At 51.5% G+C, this 20,620-nt stretch carries 16 protein-coding genes; 4 read left to right on the top strand and 12 right to left on the bottom strand.

From position 1 onward, the window contains the following. The first annotated feature begins 337 nt into the window (after positions 1 to 337). Positions 338 to 841, top strand: coding sequence for a hypothetical protein (locus SH287x_RS02600; protein WP_479516884.1), 504 nt, complete (start codon positions 338 to 340; stop codon positions 839 to 841). Between the two features lie 346 nt (positions 842 to 1,187). Here the strand turns inward: SH287x_RS02600 and SH287x_RS02605 are convergent, their stop codons facing one another. From SH287x_RS02605 to SH287x_RS02615, 3 genes are all read right to left on the bottom strand, one after another. Continuing rightward, complete coding sequence (locus SH287x_RS02605; RefSeq protein WP_479516885.1) at positions 1,188 to 3,884, bottom strand: hypothetical protein; 2,697 nt, start codon at positions 3,882 to 3,884, stop codon at positions 1,188 to 1,190. A gap of 352 nt (positions 3,885 to 4,236) precedes the next feature. Then, the gene (locus SH287x_RS02610) at positions 4,237 to 5,151 is read right to left on the bottom strand and encodes an ABC transporter ATP-binding protein (protein WP_479516886.1); all 915 of its coding nucleotides are present in this window, start codon (positions 5,149 to 5,151) and stop codon (positions 4,237 to 4,239) included. Position 5,152: 1 nt separating this feature from the next. Further along, positions 5,153 to 5,569: a GntR family transcriptional regulator gene (locus SH287x_RS02615; RefSeq protein WP_479516887.1), complete on the bottom strand. Its 417-nt coding sequence runs from the start codon at positions 5,567 to 5,569 to the stop codon at positions 5,153 to 5,155. A 214-nt stretch (positions 5,570 to 5,783) separates the two neighbouring features. Between SH287x_RS02615 and SH287x_RS02620 the strand changes: the two genes are divergently transcribed. After that, positions 5,784 to 6,440 carry a DUF2306 domain-containing protein gene (locus tag SH287x_RS02620; RefSeq protein ID WP_479516888.1) on the top strand — a complete coding sequence of 219 codons (657 nt, stop codon included), beginning with the start codon at positions 5,784 to 5,786 and terminating at the stop codon, positions 6,438 to 6,440. 20 nt (positions 6,441 to 6,460) lie between these two features. Here the strand turns inward: SH287x_RS02620 and SH287x_RS02625 are convergent, their stop codons facing one another. The 3 genes from SH287x_RS02625 to SH287x_RS02635 all read right to left on the bottom strand — a co-directional run bounded on the left by SH287x_RS02625 (position 6,461) and on the right by SH287x_RS02635 (position 9,533). Then, entirely contained in the window at positions 6,461 to 7,237 is a 777-nt protein-coding gene (locus SH287x_RS02625; RefSeq protein WP_479516889.1) for a DUF1559 family PulG-like putative transporter, read from the bottom strand. Between the two features lie 123 nt (positions 7,238 to 7,360). Further along, complete coding sequence (locus SH287x_RS02630) at positions 7,361 to 8,122, bottom strand: DUF1559 family PulG-like putative transporter (RefSeq protein WP_479516890.1); 762 nt, start codon at positions 8,120 to 8,122, stop codon at positions 7,361 to 7,363. Between the two features lie 514 nt (positions 8,123 to 8,636). After that, positions 8,637 to 9,533, bottom strand: coding sequence for an alpha/beta hydrolase family protein (locus SH287x_RS02635; protein ID WP_479516891.1), 897 nt, complete (start codon positions 9,531 to 9,533; stop codon positions 8,637 to 8,639). A gap of 309 nt (positions 9,534 to 9,842) precedes the next feature. Here SH287x_RS02635 and SH287x_RS02640 point away from each other — a divergent pair, with 309 nt between their 5' ends. Continuing rightward, the gene (locus SH287x_RS02640; RefSeq protein ID WP_479516892.1) at positions 9,843 to 12,365 is read left to right on the top strand and encodes a PAS domain-containing hybrid sensor histidine kinase/response regulator; all 2,523 of its coding nucleotides are present in this window, start codon (positions 9,843 to 9,845) and stop codon (positions 12,363 to 12,365) included. 27 nt (positions 12,366 to 12,392) lie between these two features. Here SH287x_RS02640 and SH287x_RS02645 read toward each other — a convergent pair whose 3' ends face one another. Next, entirely contained in the window at positions 12,393 to 14,594 is a 2,202-nt protein-coding gene (locus SH287x_RS02645) for a Tex-like N-terminal domain-containing protein (protein WP_479516893.1), read from the bottom strand. A 573-nt stretch (positions 14,595 to 15,167) separates the two neighbouring features. Here SH287x_RS02645 and SH287x_RS02650 point away from each other — a divergent pair. Then, entirely contained in the window at positions 15,168 to 15,386 is a 219-nt protein-coding gene (locus SH287x_RS02650; protein WP_479516894.1) for a hypothetical protein, read from the top strand. 288 nt (positions 15,387 to 15,674) lie between these two features. On the opposite strand, the gene SH287x_RS02655 is transcribed toward SH287x_RS02650, so the two are convergent. The 5 genes from SH287x_RS02655 to SH287x_RS02675 all read right to left on the bottom strand — a co-directional run bounded on the left by SH287x_RS02655 (position 15,675) and on the right by SH287x_RS02675 (position 20,574). After that, entirely contained in the window at positions 15,675 to 16,178 is a 504-nt protein-coding gene (locus SH287x_RS02655) for a DinB family protein (protein ID WP_479516895.1), read from the bottom strand. 252 nt (positions 16,179 to 16,430) lie between these two features. Beyond that, on the bottom strand, positions 16,431 to 17,123 hold the full coding sequence (locus tag SH287x_RS02660) for an HAD family hydrolase (protein ID WP_479516896.1): 693 nt from the start codon (positions 17,121 to 17,123) through the stop codon (positions 16,431 to 16,433). A gap of 285 nt (positions 17,124 to 17,408) precedes the next feature. Continuing rightward, complete coding sequence (locus tag SH287x_RS02665) at positions 17,409 to 17,660, bottom strand: hypothetical protein (RefSeq protein WP_479516897.1); 252 nt, start codon at positions 17,658 to 17,660, stop codon at positions 17,409 to 17,411. Next, complete coding sequence (locus tag SH287x_RS02670) at positions 17,661 to 17,963, bottom strand: hypothetical protein (RefSeq protein ID WP_479516898.1); 303 nt, start codon at positions 17,961 to 17,963, stop codon at positions 17,661 to 17,663. Between the two features lie 583 nt (positions 17,964 to 18,546). Then, positions 18,547 to 20,574: a M20/M25/M40 family metallo-hydrolase gene (locus SH287x_RS02675; protein ID WP_479516899.1), complete on the bottom strand. Its 2,028-nt coding sequence runs from the start codon at positions 20,572 to 20,574 to the stop codon at positions 18,547 to 18,549. Between the last annotated feature and the right edge of the window lie 46 nt (positions 20,575 to 20,620).

A 20,620-nucleotide genomic window follows, 5' to 3' on the forward strand; every position in this document is an offset into this window, starting at 1 on the left:
CCATGCGGGCCGTTTCCCAGAAATTTAGGCCGCTTGCCACATTCCGGATCTTGGCCCAACTTCCGGAAAGCACCCGGGTTAACGACAGGTTTTGGCTTGCATCGCGTGCTTGACCAGTAGACGATTGGACAAGCGCAGGAAGACTTGCGTGGCTCATCCGCGTTGACGAACATCGGTTCTGGTCGGAACCCGTACCAGTCAAAGGATTAGCCTCAGGTTCCAGCTTGGCCCAATACGGTATTTCATGGTGATCCCCTCCTTCCGTTTGATGAGGAGGTTGCCTTGGCGGTGCAGGTCGGGCGGGTCAGTTGTTTCAGCTTTTGAAAAGGAATGTCGAATGTCAATTTCCAGCCGCTTCATTGGGATGGTGGCCTGTTTAGCCATCGGCATGGGGATCGGGCTGAACTGGCAGGCAGCAACCTCACCTCGTCTCGCCGCTCAAGACGAACAGTTTGAAGCCCCGACTGATGAGACCGTCAAGAAAATCACTGCCGCTTACGACTCGATGCGCGGCGCGATGGAAAGTCTGAAGCTGGAACAGCGCTATGTTCCCGCCACTAAATCCTTGAACCCCTATAGCGTGATGGTCGGCGGCCTGGATGTTGTGGCTGATCTTGAATCGGGTCGCGGAGTTGATCCTTATACTTTCGCTGCTCTCTATGCTGGCGACGCCACCGATGAAATCTCGGCACAATTAACCAAAGATCAAGATGGGCGCCTGATGTATAAGAATCGCGTCATCCGGATGTATCCCGTCTCCCGCTTCAAAAAGCTGGAAGGCCAACGCGTCCTCTTGACCACCGGTCGCAATGGAACTGCCTCAGAAACACCGGCTCCTTAATTCGGTTCTGCATTGAGCCAAAGGAACCGAGGTGAGCAACCGCCCGCAAAAAATGCGGGCGTTGTTGTGCTCAAGGAGCTATGTTTGGGGCAGGCCACTGCTCTCGGTTTCGACGTACACTCTCGTCTGTGTCCTGGTTTTCTGAACTTTGTACGAGTTGAAAGCCTTCCTCTTCCTGCACTTGTAAAAGAGTGGAATTGGAAGCAGGTTGGCTTTGCCTTCGAGTCGGCCTGCTGCCCTTCTGCCTGGTATCTACTCAAGCAGACCTGACGTCCTGACAACAGTCATTGGATCACGGCAATTGAACCATCAATCGTGACTTTGGCAAAGCGAAGGCACCTCTCAGTTACCAGCCATATACTGAATCACGAAAGTGAACCAGCTTGATGCGGTTAGTCAATGGAGATCGCTGCTTGATTGCTTCAAGAAAAGAAGAATAGGAGCCGTGCTTCCGCTCATAATTTAATGCGCGACCATCAGAATCCAGGCGATGATTAAGTGTATATGGCCATAGAACTTTATTCTCGTCAAATAAAAGTTTGACTTCAGCCAACTCAGGCAATCTCTCTAAAGCCTTCTGATCTTCTTTTGTGATCAGGTTTCCCGCTGTGAACCGCAGGGGCGTCTCTCGGAAGAGGACAGGTTGCCTCGGAGACAGTGCCTGATCCGCAGAGACAAGCAAAACCCCTGGTAATCCTTGGGGTTCATAGCGGTACTCACTGAGTGAAATCTCAAAGAGCGTCCGCTCGTTTTCAGCGTAGACATCCTCCAGTCGAGGCGGATAGTGGCCATGTTCCAGCCGATATTTTTCCAGCCGGGCGATCGCGCCGGTTTCCCACGCTGATCTTCTCAACCGACGATTAATGTCATGAATATTATTCCCTCTCAGAGCGGTTTGAAAAATCAGGAGTGGTGTCGTGTTTTCCCATCTTTGAATCTGCTTGAGTGTAGAGGAGTTTCGATAAGTAGGATCCAGCAGATACCGCGTTTGATGGTTTAACAGCCGGACAGCACGAGTCCGTTCTCCTGGCAATATATTATATGGGAAATGATTGAACCGATAGACCAGGCTTTCATGTCTTTCCTCGAAATACTGCTTCCCCCATCCACGATTTTCATACCCCTGGCGAATTAATATGTACTGATTTTCGATGCTTGTCGGCTCCGGGAGTATAAGGCGATTCCAGAATGCGAGTAGCTGACCCAACATTTCTGGCGTCTGCTCAGGACGTTGTGCCCAATGCTGTGCGAGATGATACTGTCCCAGTAATCCATAAGCCCACTGTGAAAAGTGAGTCTCGTCGATACTACCAATACGTAAATAACTTGCCAGTAAAATTTTTGTTCGTAGCTTGTTCCATTCTTCTGTAATAGAAGGAGCTTCATGGTCGGGAGTTAATTGAGAGTGTCTTTCCAGAATTCTCTCTCTTAAATTCCAGAAATCATTGGTATCAAGCCAAATCTGAGGGTCAATTCCCGGCCATCGTCTTGCTGCAATGCGGTCTGTAATCGTCAGAAGCAAGGCATCGGCTTCAGGGTCACTATCGTATTCAAGGTGATAGTAAGAATATCTCGATGAATTGAGTTTCTCCCAGAGTTCAGTCCACTCCGGGTCGTATTGGGCCATTTGTGATTCATGAGCCTTCCAGTCAAATCCTGGATCCACCAGTGGAATTTCTACGACACGCCATACCAGAATCGCGGTGATACTCACAACGATTGGCACGCCACCCCAGAGAATCTGGCGAGTCAATCGCAGCCACGTTCGCGTACTTTTTATCCAGTCGTCGAGCGTGAAATAGGTCGCTGCCAGATAACCGGCAATGAGCGGCCCGAAACTCAACCAGAGCGGGATCTCGAGTCCGTAGACCAACGCGCAGCCAGCTAAAACTGATAAGCAAGCTATCAACAGTATCCCACCCGCCATTATCAATTTCTCAATCCATAATGAAATCAGTTGTGCTAAGGCGTAGCACAGAACAAGACCGGTGGTAGCAATAAGGAGTGGGTTTGACGATTCATGAGGAGCAGGTCGCATTGGAAAGCCGATGGTGACTTCGCTCATCCACACGATCAATAAGCCATATCCTGCCAGCAGCACCAGGCAAAGCCCCCAAACGAACTGCTTGGCAAGCCAAATTAAACTGGGGGAGATGCCATAGTTCTCATAGAATCTTTTACGCAGGTGGAGATTGTCTCCGTTAAACACAAAGAGTCCAATAAAACTCATCCAACCCCAGATAGCTCCCGCGATCAGATAACGAGAGAAGCCGTGTATCAGGCTCGACTTGTCAGGAATGAGTGACGCCATATGAAACGCAATCAGCAATAGTATTCCGCTAAAAATCATCGGAAGTGCCGCGCGAAACTCTTTCCAGCAGAGCACACCCAGCATCCGCTGTGACGGTGAGGCCCGCAGGGCTGACCATTTCAAAGTAAGGAATTGTAAATAAGTAGCGATGTCCCATTTTCTCATAGAAAGTAATTTGGCCCTCGAAATCGACCTTCGAGACCAGTTCCATCCAAGGACGCATGCCACCGCAAGAATGGCCATGGCATACAGAGGCATGATGACCATTAATAATAATTCACGGGGGAGAAAGTGTGTGACGATGGACGGTTGATTCTCGATGTATGTGATGACTCCTATTGAGAATATCATTAAGCCGACGCCTCCCACTACGGCGACGGTGACTTTTTTAACAAAAAATGAGGCGAACGCTGTTGAGGCATATGCCAGTAAAAGATACGGCAGATAAGAATCCATCCCCACGTTAATGGGCAGGAGCTGGAAGCCCTGAAGGAATCCTCGATGCGCTGCACAGATCAAGCCAGCGAATAGCAAAGCCAGCAAGAAAAATAGGGCCAGGCTGACAAAAGAGAACGTCAGTTTCCCAGCGATCAGATCAAAGGGGTGTATAGCCAGTTGCGATAAAAAGCGATCTGTCTCTTCTTCACGTTCAACTGCGAAAAGCATGGCTCCACCAGCAACGGCGTAGCAGATGCTCAACACCGCGGCCACGTGAAAGGGGTAGTCTTGCATCGATTGCCGAGCATCCTGAGCAAACCCAAGAAACATGATTTGTATCAGAGCAGTCCCAGCCAACAATGCGAGCCAGAGAGTTTTCTGAGCACGATACTCTTTCCAGACAATTCGTAAATACCCGCGAGAAAACATGATAAAAGTCCTGAGTACTCGCTGAAGTTGGAAAGATTAAGTTCGTGTTGTCTTGCCGGTGGAGTCAAGCTACGCCTAACTCTACACTCTTGACGGTGGGGTGCATGAAGTTTCGACGGAATGCACCATCTTCTAACTATTTAATATGCCACATCTTATTTGTGGTGGGTTGCGCAGAGCCTTAACCCACCCTACTTAATACCACCTCTGAAGAAGCTTAGGTTGCATACGAGATGGCACCTTCTGGGGCATGGCGGTGTTCTCTCAGTAGTCCCAGTAAAATTTCTTCCAGATTGGGCTGCCGGATTTCGTAGCGAATCCCTGATGACGCCAACTCTGCCAATTTCTGTTCATCGAGATCGCGAATGATAATGCTCTGCTCGTGTCCCAGTGTGACTTGAGACAACACGACGCCGGGAAGTTGCGGCACAGGGATAGTTGCTTCTGGTAATGTGAGAATGACTTCCCGTACAGAATGCTTGAGATCGTCCAGATTTTCAGCACAAATCACCTGCCCACCCAGCAAGATCACAACGAGATCGGCCACTCGCTCGACTTCGCTGACTTGATGGCTGCAGAGGAAGACCGTTCGCCCCTGACTGGCGACATCGACCATGCTTTCCAGAAACTCCCGCCTGACTAACGGATCAAGTCCTGATGTCGGTTCATCCAGTATCAATAGTTCTGGATGATGGGAAAGTGCGAGCGTGAGAGCCACTTTGGCACGCGTTCCTTTAGATAGCTCCGAGATCTTCTGTTTTGAGTTCAAACCATATCGTTTAGCATAGTTCTCAAAGGAGGCTTGATAGCCGGGTGGATAGAACCCTGCCGCAAACCATCCGGTTTCCTCGACCGTCATCCAGTCATAGAGCGTGGGTTTTTCAGGGACATATCCGACGCGCGAGCGAATTTCCCGGCTATACTTCTGGCTCTCCATTCCCAAGACTTCAGAGCGTCCTTTGTCTGGCCGCTCTAATCCCAGTAGCGTTCGAATCGTTGTTGATTTCCCGGCTCCGTTCGCTCCCAGCAGAGCGCAAACAGATCCCTTGGGAATCTCAAAAGAGACATTGTCGAGCGCCTGGATTGATTGGAATCGCTTGGAAACCTGTTGCATGGAAACTACAGAAGTCATGTCATGTTCCCTGAGAGGGTTTGCCTGGCGTGGATTTTCCCTGATAGACTTTTTTAAGTTCGCTTTCGACAAGCTGGCGGATTTCATCCGTCCCCACCTGATATTGGGCCGCTTCCTGAAGCACGGAACGCAAACGCTCCCGAATCAATTCCAGACGCATTTTGCGGCAAAGCTGGGGGGCTTCCGCAGTCACCGCCAGCCCCATCCCGCGAATGGCCAGCAGGATGCCTTCGTTCTGCAATTCCCGGTAAGCCCGAGCCACCGTATTGGGGTTCACAGCCGCCTGTGTCGCCATTTCACGGACAGAAGGAACCTGATCCGCGACACGTAAAGTCCCGTTCGCCACGGAAAACTTCACGTGCCGGATAATCTGCTCATAGATCGGGATCCCGCTGGAAGGATCAATGTGCAGCAGCATGAGGACATCCTGAAACCACCAGCTGTACCACCATGATAGTACAGTAGCTCCGTCTCGAAGGAAATGTCAATCATTTTTTTGCGATGGATGAGAAAGATTTTAATGCCTGGGTTCGCCGACCATGTGCCGAGACAATCCTCTCGTTCCCATTGAACGCCCTTGCTAAACTGCAATTAGCCCCTCACTTCAGCTTGCGACTTCATGGCTTCTGTGTATGGCCACTTCCACACTTTACATTCTAAAGCAAACACTGGTCTGGCTGGTGGTGTTGGTGATTGTGCGGGTCACGGTCGTCGTCGTAGCGAACTATGGGGACTATTTTCCGCCCAATTTCAACTCTGAGTTTCTCCACAGCCGGGAGGGATATTTCTTCGGGCTATATGCCTGGGCCTTCTATACCCATATCATTTCGGGGCCGTTGGCGCTCGTGGCCGGGCTATTGCTTATGAGTGCGAGCCTCCGCCGCAGATGGCCGGTGTTTCATCGCTGGTTGGGACGAGTGCAGGTGGTGAGCGTGGTGGGGGTGATGGTTCCCAGCGGATTGGTCATGTCGTGGTGGGCAGCGTCTGGCCCTCTCGCAACGATTTCGTTTATGACGCTTTCCTTGGTCACCGCAGGCTGCCTGATTCTTGGCTGGCGGGCAGCCGTCAACCGGCACTTTGCGCTCCATCAACGCTGGATGGAACGCGCGTATGTCCTGCTCTGTTCTGCTGTCACTTTGCGGCTGATGGTCGGCACCATGATCACGCTTGACGCCGACTTTCTGTGGCTTGATCCCCTCTGGTTCGATCCCCTCGTGTCATGGATCAGTTGGCTGCTTCCCCTGGCGATTTACGAAGTCTGGTGGCGTAACCGCCGCCTGTTTCAATAGATCTACTGAAGTTTTGAAGTTCAATTTTTTGGAGGACGGCCAGCCTCTTGATTATCCCTGTGAATGGAGAGACGGCTAAGAACATCGTGATTGAGTTCCTCAGACTCGATGAAGATGCCGTCGCCATCTACGCAACCCGCGTACATCCCTCTCCGATGGGGTGATGACCATTTTTTCGCCGCGATGAGAAACTGCTCGGGAGTGATGTCCTGCGGTGACATCCAGTGCACCGCGTTTTTCGGGCTGACTTCGATAATGGCGATGGCCTTGGCATTGCCGGAATCGATCAAATCATCCAGTGATCGCGGCGCTGATGGGCGAAAGAAGGAGCTTTCACCAACAACGCCCAGATACGTTGTCTCTCCTGGGGACAAACGAGACTCGGTGCAGGCATAGACAATCGGAGGCATCGCTGCTCGCGCTTCGGCGTTCGCCGGATCATCCCACGGTTTCGTCAAATCCACCTTCTCATAGAGAGATTGATTATCCAATAAAGGAAGCAACAGTGTCCGCCAACTGTGAAGAGGTTTTCCGTTGGCGTCAACAGTATATGCTGGCGGAAACATTCCATGACCAACGTGGTAATTATGAAGTGCCAAGATAATGTTTCTTACATTATTAAGACATGGCAACTTGCGGTTCCTTCGGGAAGGCAGAGGGAAAAAGCTCGCGAGCACCAGAACGAGCACAATCGCCAGCGTGGCTCTGAAAATTATCTTCCCTCTCCGCAGTGACCTCACCTGTCGTTCATGGCCTTGGATAGATATCTCGATGATCTCTTGATTGCCTCTTCGCATGATGTTTGGCCTGAGTGATTCAATTCAATAAAGAGCTGTGCCTATCTTCCCGGATTCTCGAAAAAGAATCCCTGCGACTTGAAGTGAGGCATTCGGTTTACATTTGTCGTTCATCAGCCTGGCTCAGATTTCCGGCTTGGCGTCATCAAGGATCGATAGTAATTGCTGTTTCACTACCGCATCGGTGTCTTCGCTCAGGAATCTGACAGAACCGTCCGCGAACAAAGCTTGTAGTCCGAGAGGGTGAGATTTTTTCGACTTCGGGCCAAATGCCAGAAAGAACTCGGGTGATGCGTCCTGGGGTGACATCCATGGCACCGCATGATCGAGATCGACCTCTATCACTGCCATCGTATAAGAGGTTCCCGCTTTGAAGTCAGATATTTTTCGTGAATCCTGCGGATGAAAGAAGGCTTCCTCTCCCACTAATCCCAAATAAGTTGACTGATCCGCCATTGCAACAGATGACGGACATCGATAGCTGGGAACGGATGTGCCACGGGCTTCTGCATTCACCGGATCATCCCATGGCTTGCTGAGATCAATCTTGTCGTAAAGAGCCTGTTGATCAAGATACGGCAAGATCAATGTCCGCCAGCTATGGAGCGGCTTTCCCTCACTATCAACCGTAAACGCAGGTGGAAACGACTGGTACTGATCGAGATAATTATGTAACGCCAGTCCAATCTGCTTAAGATTGTTCCGACATTGCGTTCGCATGGCAGCAGGCCGTGCCGAACGAGTCACTGGCAGCAGTAGTGCAATGAGAACCACGATGATGATCATTGTCACCACCAGTTCGAGGAGCGTGAACCCTCTTCTCAAGTGAGACGCAAGGCTGGTGGTTTTGAACGCCGTTTCAGAAATGCTGCAGGATGGTTTCATGTTCGGCCTCTTCATTAGGTGACTGTCCGAAAATCATCCAATTCATCTCGCTTATAGGGGTAGGTAGCTGCGGGCCGGATGAAGGGATTGGTGTTGGCTTTGGAAACACGGGTTATTTATCGATTCCCTCTCACCCCAGCCCTCTCCCGCGAGGGGCATTAGTCTCTACACATCTCAAAAACCCCAAAATAATAGGATAAAACCAGAAGCGTAGAGGGACATCACCTGAAACCCAGCCATCCTGTCTTGCCTATTCTGTGAATCTAACGATCTCTTTGAGGACGTTTTTCTACTTTTTCAGAGGATGTTTTTTCGAGTTCAATCTTGACTCAGAGATGTGTAGAGACCAATGCGCGAGGGGAGAGGGAGCTTTACTGTAGGAATCATCGCCCCTCACCCCGCTTTCTCATCCTTGGCCTCTCTCGCGAGGGGAGAGGGAGTCTTTCCGGATCGGTTCTAATTGGCAACGACGGCTTCAAAGATCAAAGCGTATGGAAGACAAATCTCTTGTATTCTACTCTTTGCGTTCCCAGCTTTTCTTCACGAATTCGACAATTGGTGTCGAATCTGTCAGTCCGTGCGGATGATGTTTGACGCCGGGTTTGGCAATCAAGGTGATCTGGCCTCCCAACGCCTGATAGCGTTTCACCAATTCGCCGGTGTTTTCTTCCCAAGGCACGACTTCATCGGCATCACCATAAACATGCAGCAGAGGGATTTTGGCCTTAGCGATGGGTTCCAGCTTATCGATCGGACTCAGGCCGGCGGTCGCCATCTCGGCGTCACTTTTAGAGCCGGCAAGTTCCTTGAGCATTTTCCAATTGGGTTCGCTGCCGGGGCCTTGATATTTCGCGCCCTGAGACTTCCCACCCGGCCAACTCAACACATCACAGACAGGTGCGTCGCCGTAAATGCTACTCACCCGGTCAGGGTGTAGTGCGGCCCAGCTATAGACATAGAGACCACCGCGACTGATCCCCACCAGAGCCGGTTTGGCATCGAACCCGTACTTCGTCGTCAGAGTGTCATAAAACTCTTCCCAGGCCTTCATCGCGGGCGGCATACCAAACTGATTTGGCGTGGGGAGGTAAACGATGTGATATCCCTCGCGCAGCATTCTCGTTTCAAAATCAGTCACGACATGCGGGAACTCACCAATCCAAACCCACGGCTTTCCCCGGCCGTCAGGAACTTTCGCGTCAACTTTTGGAGCGACAATCCTTCCCTTCCGACCGCTGCTATCAACGGTATGCACGGCAAACTCATTCCAGGAAAAACTTGCCATGGGAAGTGGTTCGCTTGCCAGTCCCTGGTTCCCGATCAGAGAGAATATCGTCATCACCCCCAGCACACTGAGACTAATGAAAGCGGGGGATGGCACCGAGTTATCTGTCCACTTCAAAGAAGGCATATCAGTCTCCACACGATGATTTTTCAGGATGAAGGGGAGGGCGTTGGCAAACGAGTCGATCTGACCAATTGTCAATGACTTCCCCTGCGAGACTCTAATCTTTGGCAATTTCGTTGAGCAACCCGGAATTTCGTAAAGCCATCACCCTGCCATCTTTTCCGTTTATACGAATTAGCTCATGAGGGTTATCACTCGATGTACCGTTTCTTATCGCAACCACCTGATTGGCGGAGTCGGCCTGATTCGATGATTTTTTTAATAGAACTCGCATTAATTTGTCGTTGACCGCTTTTACTCAGGAGCTTCGCTGTGTTGCCTGCTCCTCGCCTCCCCGTGGGAGGAATGTCTGATCCGCGGCTTTGGGCCGTGGCCGTCGCTGTGGTGCTGCTGGGCAGCATTGTGTGGGATCGTTCCCATTGGGGTTCGCTGGGCCGGACAATTACAAGTGAAAGTCTTCCCGCGTCGCCCGCTTTGCCACCAACAACGCTGCCAATCTCTGTTAGCCCCAATGGTGCTTACCTATTGGCCCTGACCAATGACGAATTGTGTCAGCCAGCCTCTCTCATTAAGTCCGCGTCAGGAGCAGGCATTCAAGCGTTATCTCAAACTGGGTGGCCGCTGATCGACTTCTTTACGGGGGGAGGCTACTACATGCCTCGTACCCATTGCCTGATGACTTCTGATGGAAGAAGCGACTGGCCATGGATTATCATGCTCATGGTGCTCAGCGGAACGGTGATCATCGCTTATTTACGAATCTTTGTCTTCTGGATGAGGTCTTATTTTTGCGAGCGGGTTGAAGACCGAAATCGTAAACTGTTTGATTTGGCTGGCATTTTCCTGTTTTGCGCGATCTGCGGCTATGCCATGTCCATGCTCATGTTTCTCTGGCCGGGCTATCGGTTATTGGCCTTCTTTCTGTTGGCATTAAACATTTTTTCGTGGCGTTTTTGCGCCAATCTGGAAGCATTTCGAAAAGTCTTTTCCACCAATCGTTTGGAACGACAACTCAGAGAATCCATCGAATCTCGCGCGATTGACCTCGAGCGGCAAGTGAAAATTCGCACGTCCGAAGTCAGTCGGCTGGCGGAAATCGCCCGCAGGACGGCCAATGGAGTCATCATTACCGATCGATTCGGCTGTGTGGAATGGGTCAACGAAGGCTTCACGCGGATCTCTGGATATACCTTAGATGATCTGTACGGGAAACGCCCTGGTCGAGTCCTTCAAGGAAGCAATACCGACCCGCTGGCTGTGAATCGTATCGGGGAAGCGATCCGTCAAGGGAAAGCCGTCACTGAAGAACTGATGAACTACTCGAAGAGTGGCCGTGAGTATTTTGTCCGAATCGAGATCGATCCCCTTCGTGACGAATCAGGACAGATCACCGGCTTTATGGCTATTGAAAGCGATATTACCGACCAGCATCAACACCAGCGTGAATTGGAACGCCATGCCGCTGAAATGGTGCGTCTGAGGAATGCGGCTGAATCAGCGAGTCGCGCAAAAAGCGATTTTCTCGCCAACATGAGCCACGAGATTCGGACTCCGATGACTGCGATTCTCGGCTATACTGAACTGCTCATTGAGGACAGGTGTGCGGCCAGTGCCGTTGATCGTGAACGGCGGGAATATGTTGATACGATTCGTCGTAATGGCGAACATCTGCTGACGATCATTAACGATATTCTGGATCTTTCAAAAATTGAATCGGGGATGATGACGGTCGAGACGATACCGACTCATCTGGAAAATCTGCTTCGCGATGTTGAATCGCTGATGCAGGTCAAAGCCTCGGCAAAAGGCGTCTTGCTGAGAATAGATCTTGTTCAACCGTTGCCTGTGAAAATTCCATCGGATCCCCTTCGGCTGAAGCAGATTCTTGTCAACCTTTTGGGCAATGCGCTCAAATTTACTCAGAAAGGGAGCATCTCTGTTCGAGTTTCCCAGCGGTCGCAAACGCCAACTCCGATGATCCAGTTTGATGTTGTCGATACGGGAATCGGGATGACTGCGCAGCAAATGGAGCAGTTGTTTGGAGCTTTCGTCCAAGCCGACACGAGCACGACGCGCCGTTTTGGGGGCACAGGGCTTGGTCTGCGAATCAGCCGCAGCCTGGCTCAATTACTGGGCGGAAACATCACGGTCTCCAGTGAACCTGGCCTGGGAAGTATCTTTCAACTCACGATTGCAGCCGGAGACTCCCTTAAACAAGACAGTGAGACTGAAACGAACATTCTCCCTGGATTGTTGGCTGACAAAGAGGTTGATGAAGGGGCTGAAAGAGGCGTTCTCACGACCTCTCTTTCCGCATCAAATTCACCATCACAAACATCACAGACCAATCACCGGGAATGCCAGGCAGCGCCCATTCAAGTTGGAATGAAAGAACCATCCTTGCCATTATACGGCGTGAAAATCGCCCTTGCAGAAGATGGGCCTGACAATCAGCGACTGATCGCTTTTCATCTGCGAAGAGCCGGAGCCATTGTCAGTGTTTTTGATAACGGAAAACTGGCCCTGGAAGCGATGACCACGAACGGATCGATTGCCTCTCCCCTTGCTCCCGACCGCCTGTTTGATCTGGTGATCACGGATATGCAGATGCCAGAAATGGATGGATACACCTTCGCTCGCTCTCTCAGAGACAAGCAGTTTCCCAACCGGATTATTGCCCTGACCGCGCATGCCATGGAATGGGACAAAGAGCGTTGCCTGAATTCTGGTTGTGATCTTTATGTCTCCAAGCCAGTTGACCGCGCTGCTTTGATCGAGGCCTGTTGCACAATGGTCGGTCATCAGGTTCTGGAGCAATCCAACAACAAGACATGACCGTCTTCAATGTGACCTGTCAAAGAATCACTGGGGCGGGATCAGGCTTAATCCGACCCTTCGACGTTCTTTATCAATGTCAGCCACCCAGACTGTCACACGATCACCCACAGAAACCAGTTCATGCGGATTTCGGACAAACTGTGTCGACATTTTTGAAACGTGGATCAGGGCACTATCTTTTAGTCCAACATCCACAAAAGCTCCAAAGTCCACGACATTGAGGATCGTCCCCTGCAGTTCCAGCCCTTCAGCCAGATCGTCGAATCGCAGAATGTCCTGCCGAAAGACCGGCTTGGGAAGATCCAGCCGCGGGTCACGTCCCGGCCTTAGCAGCGATTCCAGAATGTCGCGCAGTGTCTGCTCACCCACACCAATTTCCCGGGTCATTTGCGAGACTTCATTGACGGCCTGTTTGAGCCGATCGGTATGCTGGCTCAATACGCCTTGCCATCGGGAACCATGGCCTTCTGCCGAAGTCTCGGTATAAGGAACTGAGAGCCTTGTCAGCAATGTTTTCGTCGCGGCGTAGCTTTCGGGATGAATCCATGTTCCATCCAGTGGTTCGGTTCCGCTGACCTTCAGAAAGCCTGCCGCCTGGGTAAAAATCGTTGGGCCAACCCCCTGGACTTCAAGTAACTCTGATCGGCTGCGAAACGGGCCGGAGGTCTTTCGTCGATCCACAATTCGCTTCGCCAACAACTGATTCAATCCAGAAACATACTTGAGCAACGATGAACTGGCTGTATTGAGATCGACACCAACATAATTGACGCACGATTCAACGACGCCATCCAGTGCCGACTTGAGTTGCTTGGGGGGAATGTCATGCTGATACATTCCCACTCCCAAGTGCTGAGGCTCAATTTTGACTAACTCACTGAGTGGGTCAAGCAATCGTCGCGCAATGGAAATTGTGCCTCGGGCTGTGGCATCAAGCTCGGGAAATTCTTCGCGGGCAATCGTACTGGCCGAGTAAATACTTGCGCCGGCTTCATTGACAATGATATAGCGAACATCGGGCAGTTCATCACGAATGGCAGCTGCGACCAGTTCTTCCGTCTCGCGGCAGGCGGTTCCGTTGCCAATGGCCACTGTCTTTACCTGATGGGCTTGAATCAACTGCACGATTTTGTTTCGTGCTTCGAGCTGCCGTTCGTTATTGCCCGTAATATAGGCCACATCCAGTGCCAGAACATCACCGGTTTCGCTGAGCACGGCCAGCTTACATCCTGTTCGCAAACCTGGATCGATCGCTAAGACACGTTGTGGCGAAAGGGGTGGTTGCAACAACAGGTTTCGCAGATTTTTGGCAAACACATCAATCGCATGACGTTCGGCTTTGAGCGTCACATCTTTCCGCAGTTCCCGATCAAGGGAAGGCAGGAGTAGTCGCTCCAGTGATTCAGTAATCGCCGACCGGAGGAAATCCGCATACTTGCGAGCGTCCACGTTCAGCGTGCGTTCTGTCACGAATTGAGCACGATGTTTATCCCAACCCACTTTGATACGGAGCACATCCTGCCGTTCTCCGCGATTGAGCGCCAGCAACCTGTGCGGCGGAATACGCATCATCAAGTCGGCAAAGTCCAGATAATCACGGTACTCAGCCTGTGCCTGAGCACTGGCCTTCTCGATGCCGGTGGATTGCAGGCGACCTGTCTGGCGCAGTACCTGGCGTAAAGCTTCACGAACCATGGAGTTTTCGCTGATCCACTCCACCAGAATATCCTGCACACCGGCAAGAACCTCATCGCCAGTCGGTAGCCCGTTTTCTGCTGAAATTAAGGCCCTGGCTGCAAGCTGAAGATCTCCCAGTGTCGGATCATCACGAAAAATCCGTGTGGCGAGTGGCTCCAATCCCCGTTGCTTGGCAACAGTGGCCCGTGTTTTTCGCTTGGGGCGATAAGGAAGATAAATGTCTTCCAATTGCTTCAATGAAGTGGCCGTCGTAATTGCGGCTTCCAACTCAGGAGTCAGTTGTTCCTGCTGTTGCAACAGTCGCGTGATCGCTGTCGCCCGCTCTTCGAGCTGGCGACCATCGGTCAGTTCTTCATGAATGAGTCTGAGCTTTTCTTCATCCAGATTGCCGGTCGCTTCTTTACGGTAGCGGGTGATAAAAGGGATCGTGTTCCCTTCATCCAACAGCCGTACGGCCGCCTCGACTTGAGGAGACTTAAGTTGAAGATTCTGGGCGATTCGTTGGGTCAGTGGAACAGGAGACGGCATCCGTGATGTCTCTGAAGGCCAATGATGATGAAAAAAGATCGAGGATCCACAGCCCATCATTAAGATGCGCATTTGCCAAGGGCACAAACCAGCAAGGTCTGATGTCAGGACTGCAGAGGCTTTTTCAGTAAATGAGACAATACCGATTCTTTCAATTCTTCTCATGGGTGGAGCAAGGAATTGTCTTCTTCGGCGGTTTTTGCTGGCAAGTATGGAGTTCAGGCGCTCCGAACGCCGAATCTGCCTGAAGAACTGGCATACCGCTGAATCCGTAGGACGGATTAGCTTATGCCGCATGCGAGGCATGTTGCGAAGAGCAAGCTTTGCGTGAGTAACTGACGTTCGCAGCGTGACCGGATTTTTCGGAACAAATGTGTGATTTCGGCGGGTCCCGCCGGTCGATGACACAGATCAGAGGGTGCAAATGACGGAATAAACTGCCGTTAGCTGCCCCATGGTAGCCCGTTTCTGACCGTGGAGACGATCAGGGTGACATTGCTGGTCGCGAAAACGATCAGAATGGCAAAGTGAGGGTTGCCGAAAAATCAGGTCGCTGCTTTTCAAGGATGAATCATGCGACATCGACTCCGTCTGTTTACTGGTGATGATTGCGACTTCACGGCTGAGGACGATCGCGTTCCTGTCCGCCTGGGCGAAATTCGTCGTGCCATTTCCGACGCATCCCGTTCAAACCGTGCCTGGCTTGATGACTTCGAAGACGAGGAAGTGGCCATTTCCCACGACCTGTACGACGTCCTCTCAGCTTACCTGCATATGCGTCCCGGTGCATGATCTTATTTGCGGGCAACAGAGGTGAAGGTGTTCCTGGCATGAGAGCCGACAGGCCGCTCATCCCGTGTGATGCGCTTTCCCGAAATCAACGGCGCGTTGTGAGATGCTTAGGGCATGCTTGCTCAAAGCCGCAAGCAAGGCACACAAAGCGCTGTTAAATCCTGGGATCCGAATCAGTCACAGCATTCGCTGTGGATTTTGCTTTGGCTTGCAAATCCTCCATGCCGCTCAGGATCGTTCCAACGCGGCACGGAGGTTTTGATTCTTGTCAGGCAGCACATTTAGCGGTTAGCCGCCAAAATTGTTCTCATCACCTGATGGCCCGTAAACCGCTGGCACAGGAATCTCGTTGAGTCGCATATAGACTGTCAAAATACCGCGATGATGAATGCTGTGGCTTAAAACAAAGCTCCGCATGACTTCGCGGCGTTTCATGGTGAAGATCGTCTGGCCGTAAAAAATCAGCGACCAGGGTTTCTCATAATCTTCGTCCGTGGCTTCTACAATCGCTTGCCGGGCCTTCTTGACGTTTTCGTCAAACACGCCCAGGATCTGCTCACGGCTGATTGCCTTGAGTCCGGGTGTCTCACCATTCTCATCCCAGCAATCCTTCTTTAGGGTGACATCGGCCCAGCCAGCAATGTCGGCCAGGTGAGCCACATTCCACCCAATCGAGTTGGATCGGGGATGAGCTTTCCACTCATACTTATCTTCCGGGATCCGTTCGAGAACCTTGCGTGTCGTGGCCATTTCATAATCAAACTCGGGTAACAGCCATTCGCTGATCGTCATGAGAGTCTCCTAAAAATCGGGGCACAGTGGTCACTAAAATGTGGCATTACACAGTGGTCATTACAATGTGGTGGGCATCACAAAAGTTGTGAACCAGAATGTCATAAGCATCTCAAAAATTGCGAGTTTTCAATGATACGAATCGCAACTTGAAATATCGCGTTGACGATCTCAAGAGCATGCTTGCTCTCAAAGCCGCAAGCATGGCACAAAGAACGCTATTTCAAAGTCAGCGAGTCAGGTTTATGTGAGTCAAATCGCCAGCAGTTCGTAAATGCGGCGGTCTGTCAGCGCCTCGACCCTTAATTCAGCTCCGGTAAAGTCGTGAGCGGCCGTGAATTCATGAGGAACGGCAATGGCCCTTGACCTGGCCAGCACGGCGGCGCGTGTGCCTGCCGCACTGTCTTCAAAGACCGCCATTTTCTCGGGATGAACGCCGAACGTCTGGGCGGCTTTCAAATAAATTTCCGGGTGCGGCTTCCCCTGAATGACATCGCCAGACGTCAGAAAGAAGCGGAAGTGCCTGGATAATCCGGATTGCTCAATCAGGGACTCCGCATAATCACGCGGCGACGAGGTGGTGACGGCACAAGGGATCCCTTTTACGAAAAGGGCTTCGAGCAGTTCCACGACGCCCGGCATCGGAGCAAGTTTCTGGCTGATCAGAGCGTGATGTGCATCTCGAGAGACTTCCAGCAGGTGGAATGGGTCAACATCGATCTTCAGGTATTCCACCAGACGGGTAAACGACTCGATCGGCCGGCGACCAATAATGACGTCCATCACATCGTGAGTCATGCGACGATCATAACGCTGAAGAACTTCATCGCCTGCTTCAAAGAAGAGATGTTCCGTATTGAACATCGTCCCATCCAGATCGAAGCAAACAGCCTCGATACCGCACGAGATCCCCGACGTTTCTAAACCTTGATCACCAGTCGACATGTCTTGAACCCCTCAGGAATGAAATGCTGCCTCATCCGTTGGACAAACATTCTTCCTCGATGTTCGCAGATCAAAGAACGTGTGGCGATGAAGGTTGGCTTTATTGATTGATAATTGACAATCACTTGAGAAATCGAGCGCAGATCCACCCAAAAACAACGATTCCCCCACCCAAAAAAATCAACAACCAAGAAAAGCACACAAAAGCGACGTGAGTTGGCGGCGTTAAGGGGCCAAACATACCATCAGCATAACCAGGCAATTGGGGCGCCAGACCCACAATCCCTACTCCAAACCCGACAAAGAGTTCAGGCCGCCTCCACCAAGGTTGTCGACTGAATGCCAACCGTCCCAGGCTTCAAAAGCGGCATTAATGTGTCGCACTTCAACCTGGGTTCCACCTTCGTGTTTGACACACGTCTCGGCAATCTTGGCAATATCCAATCTGAAAGCCGTCTCCAGCTTTTTCAGTCGATCTTCTCCCGTCGACGTCATTTCAACAGATGGTCTTCGCACAACCACAGCGAAAGATTCCACTTATTTCAGGGACAAACAATCACTTATCGCGCTGACTTGTTCCGCTGCCGAGACGGGAATTTCCCCCGCCTGAACTAATCTCAAAATCGCGTTATGCACGGCGTTCCCGGCACTGACAACATCCTCTTCTTCAATTCGAATGTCGGCAGAGTCTAGGAATTTCTCGGCTCGTTTCCGAGCAAATCCTTCGGCTATATTGCGAACCACTTCATCAAGGCCATCTGTGAAACAACCAAGACGTTCAAATGCCTGCATCGAGAGCGGAAGACCGCCTGCTCCATTGATTCGGCTCAATACTGTCATGGTCGTATGCCCTCCCGATATCAATGCAAGATTGGTTATGGGAATAATAATTCACCGAGATCGTTCGTGAAAAGTGAAATAAAAACGTCCCCGACATGGGGCTTCTCATCAAACATCGGCTTGTCGTAAATTTCGCAACAGGAAGTCTATGTTTTGGGATACCACAGAAAAGAGGAAAAATTGGGCTTGGCCAAGAATTTTGAAGATAAGAGACCGTCCCCAACAATATTCTCTTGAAATGCCGGTTTGAACCAGCCGGTCATAACCAGAATCTAGCAGGCAGCTTATGTCGATTGTCCTGCGAGAAATTCATTGCAACCTGTCTGGCCGCTCCACTTGCCATCACTCGTGGTCGCGAGTTTCCAGGATACGGATGGCTGTTTTGGCACATTGAGTCTGCCGGGTAGCGTACAGTTGGGCTATTCTTCACACACACACACACACACTTTAATGGAAAATGGTGCGCTCACGAAGCCCCACTAATGTGTCGTCTGCCAAGAATTCGGGTTGAACCCGTTGCAAAGTCCGACAACGGAGGACGTGACAGTGCATCTCCCAAAAAAACGAAGCCGTGACACGGCATCTAACGACCGGGAGCCATCTCCACGGGGAGAATGAGAGTTTCTGTCTTTCGCTTCACATGGAAATCGACTTTCTCGCCCGCTTTGAACTTTCGCAGCGCGAGATCGAAGTCGTCGAGGTTGGTGACTTTGTTGCTTCCCAGTTGAATGATCAAATCGCCGGGCTTGAGTCCCGCTTTCTCTGCGGGGGAGCCTGGTGCTGTGCCGCTGATGGCGTAGCCGGGGTCTTGGACGCCAAAATCGGGGATGGTTCCCACATAAGGACGATTGCCCGCGCGGCCTACATTTGCCGACCCTTTAATTTCGACATATTCCGGTCGGGCAGGGGAGTTGATGATGACCAAGGCCACGTCCGTCACGATCGCTGCGATACGGGTCATGCCATCAAGATCCAGCTTATCGGTGTCGTCCGAGGGACGGTGATAATCAGGGTGCAGCCCCGTAAAGAAGTGCATTACCGGAATTTTCTTGGCATAGAACGAAGAGTGGTCACTGGGGCCGAAGCCTTCCGGCTTTTCGATCAGTTCAAAACCTGTCACCTTGTTGGCATCCCGCAGCCATCCTTCAAACTGCTTGGCCGTTTTCACACCAAAAACAGTGAGCTTGTTTTCCTGAAGGCGACCCACCATGTCCATGTTGAGCATGGCCACGGTCTGATCCAAAGGGAACACGGGTTCTTTGCAGTAACGGGCAGATCCTAGTAGCCCCAATTCTTCTCCGGTAAAGGCAATGAAGACCACCCGTCGTGCTGGTTTCTGGGGATGGGCCGCAATCAGCCGGGCAACTTCTATCAGAACAGCCGTCCCGGAAGCGTTGTCGTCCGCTCCATTATGAATCTCCATTGATCCCGGCAATAAAGATCCCGCGCCGCCCCTGCCCACATGATCATAGTGAGCACCAATGATGACGGTTTCATCAGCATGTGGCCCTTCACCTTCCAGAACACCAATCACATTGTGAACATCGGCTGTCTGTCGAATGACATTCGTTTCACCCATAGCTTTCCAGCCTGTCAGAACACGACTGCGTGGCGTCATCGTGGCGTCGATTTCTTCTGCCAGCTCAACAGCGTTGCTGGATCCCACGCTGCGAAGCATCTGGTTGAGAAACTCCAGGCGAAGATGAAACGCGGGAAGGCTTTCCCCATCATTGGCTGCGGCATATCCAAACGGCATTAAATCGTCGACAGAGGTGCTGGAGGCTTCGCGAGAACGTCGCAATGCCGTGACGGCATCCTGAATCGCCGTCATTCGTGCTGGCCGATCGTCAGTGCTGGCGTCTACCAGTTGTTCTGCCGTGGCCAGAACTTTCTCTTCGGCTTTATTGATGGCCGCTTCTCGAGAACGGGTTTTCTCAGCCAGAGTGTAAGGATCGTTCACAAACAAGATGGCTGCGGCTTTATGAGACATCGCGGCGATGATCTTGCCCCGCAGATCACCTTGACGCCCTCCTTTTGCTGGAGAAAAAGGGCCGTCTTTCTGCCCTTGTCCTGGTGTCCGACGAAAGCAGACCAGGATCTTTCCGGCGACGTCAATTCCAGCGTAGTCGTCGTACTTGGCCTCTTTGTCATCCAATCCATAACCAATGAAGGCCACTTCGCCTGCAAATTTTCCGCTGGTACCAAACGCTCCCACTTCAAAATCACGGCCCATCTCCAGAATCAGTTCTTCACCTTTGGGTGAGATCAGTTTCAGAGAATTAGGTTCTCCCAACCTGGTTCCTGTCGGCAGTGAGAATGTCTGGAATGCACCGCCGTTGACCCGCGTTACGTCCAAGCCTGCTTTGGCAAATTCCTGACGGATAAACTCAGCCGCCTTGTTGATGCCATCAGTGCCAACACCACGGCCTTCCATTTCATCAGCCGCCAGAACATTCACGTCGTGAATGATTCGGGCTTTGGAATCCGTACTCCGGGCCGTTTCTGCGGCAGGAACCAATCCCCCGCCGGGAAGCATGATCACGACAATCGCGAGCGCCGACAAAACGAACAGCCGCAGTTCACGAGATCGAATTGAAGGCCCGGTGATCATGACAAAACCCAGCAGGGGAGATTGGAAACAGGGAAAGATATCAGTT

It is taken from the genome of Planctopirus sp. SH287, from assembly GCF_056500625.1.